We start from the raw sequence: 8,078 nt of genomic DNA, 5'->3' as shown, positions 1-8,078 counted from the left end.
GTCATGGCAGATGAGCTAAGCCGCAAGTCCTAAACCGCGCCTCGTAGACGCAAAAAATGCATTCGCCGGACGCTCACTGTAGTCGGGCAGCCGCGCGCCAAGATGACCGCGCAAGCCGCCGGCCAGCGCGCCTGGATCTTCGTCCGGCGCTGCCGCCTCAGGCGCGCATACCACATAGGCGACAAGGTGCTTGTCGCCGGCCCGGTCCTGGCGCGCCACCACCACCGCCTCGCGCACCCACTCATGCTCGGCAAGCCGCGCCGCGACCTCACCAGGCTCGATGCGGAAGCCACGGATCTTCACCTGGTCGTCATTGCGGCCCAGAAACTCCAGATTGCCGTCGGGCAGGTAGCGCGCGAGATCCCCGGTGCGATACAGCCGGTCGCCGTCCACAAAGGGACTGGCGATGAACCGCTGCGCCGTCAGCTCCGGCCGGTTCAGGTAGCCGCGCGCAACGCCTGCCCCGCCAACATAGAGCTCACCCACCGCCCCGAACGGCACCAGTGCCCCATGACCGTCAAGCAGATACACCCGCGTATTCGCTATCGGACGGCCGATCGGGAGACGGCCGAATGTCTCATCAATCGCGGTGATCTCGCACACTGCCGCAAAAGTCGTCGTTTCCGTCGGACCGTAGCAGTGCAAGAGATGGTGCGGTCGGTTCTGGCGCAAAAGCCGTGCCATTGCTGGCACATCAACCGCATCACCGCCGACCAATAGAACCCGCAAACTCGCCAGCACCGAGCCCAAATCATCAACGCTCTGGCTGAACAATCCAGCTGTCAAATGCAGGACCGTAATGCGGTGCTGCTGAATCAGGCTGCGCAGCATCTCCGGCTGCAGCACATCAGTGTAGGGAATCACAACCAGGCGTGAGCCGTGTAGCAGCGGCACCCAGACTTCCAGCGTACTGATATCAAACGCGGGATTGCCTACCCACGCCACACGATCTTTTGAGCTGAACTGCGCATAGCCATTGTTGATGACGAGCCGATTGACGGCACGGTGAGGAACAACAACTCCCTTGGGAAGGCCGGTCGAGCCGGAGGTGTACATCACGTAAGCGGCCGCCTCGGCGCTCAAGGGGAGCCCAGGATCGGCGTTACTTCCTGTCCCAGCCATGAGCGGCTCAATGGCCAGAACAGGACTGACAGTATCCAGACTACCTTGCTCTGTCCCGGCGAGCACCAGGCGTGCAGCACAGTCGGCGATCAGCCATTCTTGTCGAGCGGATGGGAGAGCGCGATCGATCGGCACATAAACTCCCCCCGCCTTCAGGATTGCCAGTTGCGCCACCACAAGCGCGACAGAGCGGTCCAGTACCGTAGCAACGCAATCCCCGGGCTCGACCCTCAGGGCGATCAGGTGATGCGCCAGGCGGTTGGCGCGCTGATTGAGCTCGCCATAGCTCAGGCGCTCGTCCTCATGGACGAGGGCGACGGCTTCGGGTGCACGCCGGACCTGTTGCTCGAACAGTTCATGGATGCACATATCCGAGGGGTAAGCCGCCGCCGTCCGGTTCAACTCCTCCAAGAGATAGGTGCGTTCATCGGCCGGCAGGATGTCGAGCTCCCGCACCGGCGTGTCGGGCGCCTGTTCCAGCGCCTCGGCCAGTTCTTCGAGCACGTGCTGCATGTAGCCGCAGACCCGATCCGCGCAGATTGGCTCGGTCACCTGCGCGGTGAGGCCAAGGGCCTGGCCATAATCCTCCACCGACAGCGCCAGCGGATAGTTGGTGCGCTCCTCGCCGCCCAGCCATTCCACGCCCGACAGGACATCATCCGGTCCGGAGCCGGCCAACGCTCCGGAGGCCGCCATGGCCGCCGGCGTGTTGTGGCGGTAGTTCAACAAGGAGCTGAACAGCGGCGCCGGCGCGGCAACGCCGCTGCAGCGTTGCGCCGGCGCCAGCGAGGCATGCTCGTGCGCCAGCAGCTCGGAAAGCCGCGCATGGGTGGTGCGCACGCTCGCCTCGACCCCGGTCCCGTCAAGGTCAAGCCGCACAGGCAAGGTGTTGATGAACAGGCCCATGGCCCGGTCGGCGCCGGCACCGCCATGCATGCGGCCAAACAGCACCGTGCCGAACACCACCTGTTCTCGACCGCTGCTGCGTGCCACCACCTGACCCCAGGCCAGATGGCACAGACTGGCCAGGCCCACCCCCAGCCGCCGCGCCTGGGCCCGCAGCCGATCGTTGAGCGGCTGCGGCAGCATCCGATGCGCCTCGCCGACCCCGCTGCCGTCGCCATGCACCTCGCTCAGCCCGAACGGCATCGTCGGCGCGTCGATGTCGGCCAGCATCGCCCGGAAGAACTCCTCATGCGCCTTGGCATCGACACCCAGGCGCGCCTGCGCCACCAGAGCGCGGAACGGCTGCGGGGAGCCCAGCTCATGCGCGCGTCCCTCCAGCATCGCCCGCACCTCGGCATGCATCAGCTTTAGCGTGGTGTGATCCCCGATCACATGATGCAGCAGTTCCAAAAGCAGCCAGCGTCCGTTGCCCGGCTCGCGCGCGATCACGAACCGCAACAGCGGCGCCCGGCCAAGATCGATGCGATAGTGACGCGGATCGAACCGACGCTTCAGTTGCTCATGAGCGGGACCGTCGTCTTCATCCAGCTCGACCTCGCTCACCTCCAGCGGCGCGCGACGCCACACCACCTGGGCCGGGTTCGACAGCCCCTCCCAGACAAAGGCCGTGCGCAGCATGTCGTGCCGATCCACCACCTGCTGGACCGCACCAAGATAGCGGTCAAGCAGTCCACGCTCGGCGAACGCCATCTGCGACACCAGCAGATAAGGATCGCCCCCGGTCGCCAGCAGATGATGGAACAGGATGCCGTCCTGCAGCGGCGACAGGCCATAGATGTCCTGGATGTTGCCGAGGCCACCCGGCACCGTGGCGACGACCCGGTCGATCTCTTGCTGCGTCAGCTCGATCAGCGGCAGCATCTCTGGCGTGATCGCCGTGCTATCCTGGTCGATCAGGTTGGCCGGGACCGCCACCTCGTGATGGCTGCCAAGGCTTGCGGCGAGATCGCAAAGCACCGGCCTGGCGAACAGGGTGCGCACCTCGACCCCCAGCGACAGCCGCCGCAGCCGCTCCATCAACTGCACCGCCAAGAGCGAATGGCCGCCGAGCTCGAAGAAGTGGTCGTGGCGTCCGACCCGCTCGACCCCGAGAAGGTCGGCCCAGATCGCGGCCAGCGCCGTCTCGACCGCGCCCTGCGGCGGCTCGTAGGTCCGCCGCGCATAGGCCTCGTCGTCGGGGACCGGCAGCGCCTTGCGGTCGAGCTTGCCGTTGGCCGTCAGCGGCAGCGCCGCCAGCCGCACGAAGGCCGACGGCACCATGTAGTCGGGCAGCCGCGCCCCAAGATGCGCGCGCAAGGCGCCGGCAAGCCCGCCCTGGTCTTCGCCCTGCGCTGCCGCCTCGCCCTCGGCCTCTGGCGCGCACACCACATAGGCGACGAGCCGCGTCTGGTCCGCTCGATCCTGGCGCGCCACCACCACCGCATCGCGCACCCACTCATGCTCGGCAAGCCGCGCCGCGATCTCGCCCGGCTCGATGCGGAAGCCGCGGATCTTCACCTGGTCGTCGTTGCGGCCCAAGAACTCCAGATTGCCGTCGCCAAGATAGCGCGCCAGGTCGCCGGTCCGATAGAGCCGGTCGCCGTCGACAAAAGGACTGGCGATGAAGCGCTGCGCCGTCAGCTCGGGCCGGTTGAGGTAGCCGCGCGCCACGCCTGCCCCGCCGATGTAAAGCTCGCCAACCGCCCCCAACGACACCGGCGCGCCAGCATCGTCCAGCAGATACACCCGAAGATCGGGGATGCGCCCTCCAATCGGACTTCCCGGCGCGGAAGTGTCGGACTGGCTAAGAGGCCGATAGGTTGCATGCACGGTTATTTCCGTGATGCCGTACATGTTGATCAGTTGTGGGGTGGAATCCGGATGCCTTTCATACCACGGCTTTAGTATCGGCGGCTCCAGGGCCTCTCCACCAAAAATCACATAGCGAAGACGGTTGCGAGCACCGCTCTGGCAGTCCGCATCGATGAACGTTCTGAACGACGAGGGGGTCTGGTTCAGAACCGTCACGCCCGACTTGCAGATTAGATCATGGAAGTCAGGAGCAGAGCGGGCGGTGTCGACCGGCACGAGTATCAAACGCCCGCCGTAGCGCAGCGCCCCCCACAGCTCCCACACTGAGAAGTCGAATGAGAAGGAATGGAACAGGCACCATATGTCGTGTTCGGTGAAGCCACACCAATTTTGGGTCGCGTCGAACAGACGTACAATCTGCGCATGCTCGACCATGACGCCCTTTGGCGTTCCGGTGGAACCGGAGGTGTAGATGATGTAGGCGAGATGGCGGGATGTGAGGCCGAGCGCGCGTGGATCGGGATCGGTGGCCGGCAGCCCGGCCCAGGGGGGTGCCGCGGTGTCGAGGTCGACCACGCTCACAGCGGCGAGCGCTTCGGCGCCGAGCGCGGCGCGGCCGGCCGCATCGGCCAGCAGCAGAAGCGGCGCGGCATCGTCGAGCACCTGGTTGAGCCGGGCGCTGGGATAGGCCGGGTCGAGCGGCACATAGGCGCCGCCCGCCTTGAGGATCGCCAGAACACCCACCACCATGGCCGAGCTGCGCTCCAGGCAGATCGCCACCGGCTGGTCCGGCTTGACCCCCAGTGCGATCAGGTGATGCGCCAGCCGGTTGGCGCGCCGATTGAGCTCGCCATAGCTCAGGCGCTCGTCCTCATGGACGAGGGCGACGGCTTCGGGTGCACGCCGGACCTGTTGCTCGAACAGTTCATGGATGCACATATCCGAGGGGTAAGGCGCCGCCGTCCGGTTCAGCTCCTCCAAGAGATAGGTGCGTTCATCGGCCGGCAGGATGTCGATGCTGCCGACCGGCTGCCCGGCATCGGCCAGCATACCGCACAACAAAGCTTGCAAATGCTGAGTCATGCGCTCGATCTGCTCCGGCGCCAATCGACTGGCATCAAAGTGCCAGCGAAAGCTCCCATCGAGAGCACAAATCTCAAATGTCATCAAAGCTGCCGCGCAATGGAGGCTCGAGGCTGAATGAACAACGGCAGAACTGTTTTCTGCCGCAATCGCCATACCAACCGGCCAGGGCCGTTGCGATCGCAGCGCCTCTATCTCCCTCAATGGCGGGCAGCGCCCGATAAGATCGCGCGCAAAGCTGTCGCGCTCCCTCAGTTGAGCGCATTCGGCCGCCACCGCTTTGCGTATTTCTTCGAAGTCATTGGCAAGATCGATGGTGACTTCCATTGGCACGGCGGAAGCGATAACGGCCCCTACCGCTTGCACGCCGGCTCGCGACGCTTTCGGCGCCGGTGTCCATCCGAGCTGAAGCTCTGCCTGGCCCGTGATGCGGGCTAGATAGATCAGCCAAGCCGTTATCAAGTATTCCACCCGATCAACGGCGGGCAGCTCAGCTAAGGCCTCTGGAATGAGCCACGAACTCGACTGCCATCGCGCCAGCGCTTCGGCTGCGCCCGACGACAGGAAAGGAAGCTGCACTGTTTTAAACTGCTCAAGCCGCTGTCGCCAGAAGTCCTCTGACGGCGCTATCTCCTCATGGATAGCAGTTAGGTGCCGCACCTGATCGTCGCTCAAGAGCGGGAGGTCGTCGCCTTCATCCAGATTGCAGTGGCTGGCGAGTGTTCGCGCCTCCAGAGCCTGACCGTCCAAGCTGCCAAACCAGACGTCGACATCCTGCGTACCCGTCGCCACACGCCAGTGGCTGGAGTGAATCTCCAGCAGGCGACCGGCCGCAAAGCCCGAGCGGCACGGCAGCACCTCCAGGTGCCGGACGGCGACAACCTCTTCCCCAACGAGAGCCTTGCACACACACAATGGATTGGGATGATACGGTCCAAAATCCAAGGCCCGCGTCATCGCCGATAGATCTTGCGCGGATCGATCCCATAGTAGACAGCCTGCCGCATCAGGGAGTCGATGCCTCGCAAAATAGCTTCTGTCTTCCAGTGCCTGCGGACGGGCAGTAAGCTCTCCCTTCGCCAAGCCAGTTAAGAGCTCGCCGAAACCCTCGACGGCGGCGTCGTAACATTTGAGATTCAGGGTCAACGCGGTATCAGTAGGCGCAATCAACACTTGGCGCTGAACCGCTACGTCACCCACGTTAATGCCTTCATCGATCCGGTGCCAGGTGATGGCATATTCGGTCTCTTGCGCCAGCAGCGCCCAGGAGGTCGCGTGCGTTCCGGCATATCGGGGCAATGGACCGTCATGGTAATTAAAAGCACCTCGATGCACTTGCCCAAACACGTGCGGCGGCAATATGAACGGATTGGCGACGGAAAAAATCCAATCTACTGGCTCGGCCTTCAAGAAAAACGAGAGCTCTTCAACGCTTGCAACACACAGGATATTCGCGCCAGCCGCCCAATCCGCGAATATGGCGTCGCCACACAGAGCCGCGCGGATGCCGTGGCCCATCTCCATTGCGAGCTGAGCACAGCTAATAGCTAACGTACCACTACCAACAACAATGCTGGACTTGATTGGTGGGCCGGCAGGTTGCCTATTCCGATCGCCTGGTTCGTAAGCGCCGGCGCACACCGGAGAAGACAGATATGGCATCTCACCCCCCAGCCAATCCACCCACCAAGCCAGGCAGTTTCCCGCCCAGGCACCGCTCGATGTAGCGGCTCAAGCCTGTCACACTGGTTCGTATTTGCTCGGGAGTAACCGCGCTGAATGCCAGTCGGACCCGGCAGTCTTGAGAGTCATCCAATGCAAAGAAGCTCATCGGCATGACAATGACATTGTCACGCCTTGCACACTCGTCCACGTTGTCCGCCCCAAATCTGAAGGGAAGGTCAAGAGTCAGAAAAAACCCGCCGGAGGGACGATTCCATCGAATCCGATCCGAAAAAGGCGAAAACACACTATCGAGTTGTCGCAACATGACGTCGCGATTTGCACGATACCAATCCAGCGCCGGGCGGATCCAGGCACGCAAGCTTGCCCCCTGTTGGATCAAGAGCCCTGCCACGATCGCTTGTGTAATCTGGCTCGTATTGATGGTAACGAAGCTCTTGCGCTGAACCAGGTCGTTCCAAAGTGCCTGGCGAACACCCGCGTCTCCAAACATGGTGTCGGGCAGTATTGCGGCTCCGACACGGAGAGCCGGGCTTAGCGTCTTGGAAAATGTGGACAGGTAAATAACACTTCCGACCTGATCCAACGCGGCCATCGGAGGAACCGCATCTCCCTCATAGCGGAATAGCCCGTATGGATTGTCCTCCAAAACGACGAGACGATGTCTGGCGCACACTTGAAGGATATCGCGTCGTGCGGCCGCACCGAGAACCCGCCCGGTCGGATTGTCGAAGTCGGGAATAAGATATATCGCCCGAGCCCTCCGACCATTCCTGCGCAAATGCTGGACGGCGGCCTCGATTGCGTCCGCGACGCTAGGCCCTGAGTTGGACAACGCTGCAATGGCGACCTTCGCAGCTTTAGCTGCACCGGTCGCACCGACATAGGTGGGATTGCAGACCAGAAGCACATCCGCAGGTTCAGGACACAGCGCCGGCAGGCAGATAGCAAGTGCTTCCTGGCATCCTGAGGTGATCAGTACGCGATCCGCCTTCGCAGGAACCCCATCATCGGATCGCACCTGTTGCGCAACGAACTCGCTAATGATCCCGGCGGTTCGTCCATATTGCAACAGGTCTGACCATCCTTGCCCGCTCCGGTGACCGCCAGCTGAATACCGTTCATATACTCTCAGCGCATTCACCAGCACCTGGGGGTCAAGTTTATCGAAGAACCGGTCACTCGGTCTGCCGGACGCCAGAGAAATAGCCGAGGGGAACACACCTGAGACTTCGTTCAGGAAATTCATTACTGAGAGCTGCGATCTGTCATCCATCATCGAACCTTGCACGAGATTCCACCGAGTTGAGGATCGACCGCTTTGCGGGGAGCGAGCGTAACTTGACTCGGAGGCCTAGCACTACTTTGGCAGGTTTTTAGCGGCGGGCGAGTTTTTGGAATTCCCAAGAGAGAGTTTGCGTGATTCATAGGAG

At 62.8% G+C, this 8,078-nt stretch carries 2 protein-coding genes; both read right to left on the bottom strand.

Translation table 11 applies throughout. The features are described from left to right. Positions 1–15: 15 nt before the first annotated feature. Positions 16–6,480 carry an amino acid adenylation domain-containing protein gene (locus ACWGTI_RS31750; protein ID WP_454590586.1) on the bottom strand — a complete coding sequence of 2,155 codons (6,465 nt, stop codon included), beginning with the start codon at positions 6,478–6,480 and terminating at the stop codon, positions 16–18. Positions 6,481–6,625: 145 nt separating this feature from the next. Next, positions 6,626–7,924: an aminotransferase-like domain-containing protein gene (locus ACWGTI_RS31745; RefSeq protein ID WP_454590585.1), complete on the bottom strand. Its 1,299-nt coding sequence runs from the start codon at positions 7,922–7,924 to the stop codon at positions 6,626–6,628. Between the last annotated feature and the right edge of the window lie 154 nt (positions 7,925–8,078).

It is taken from the genome of Mesorhizobium sp. ArgA1 (assembly GCF_053714375.1).
Note: the sequence above shows the minus strand (reverse complement) of the source record. Positions and strands in the feature narration are given on the sequence as shown.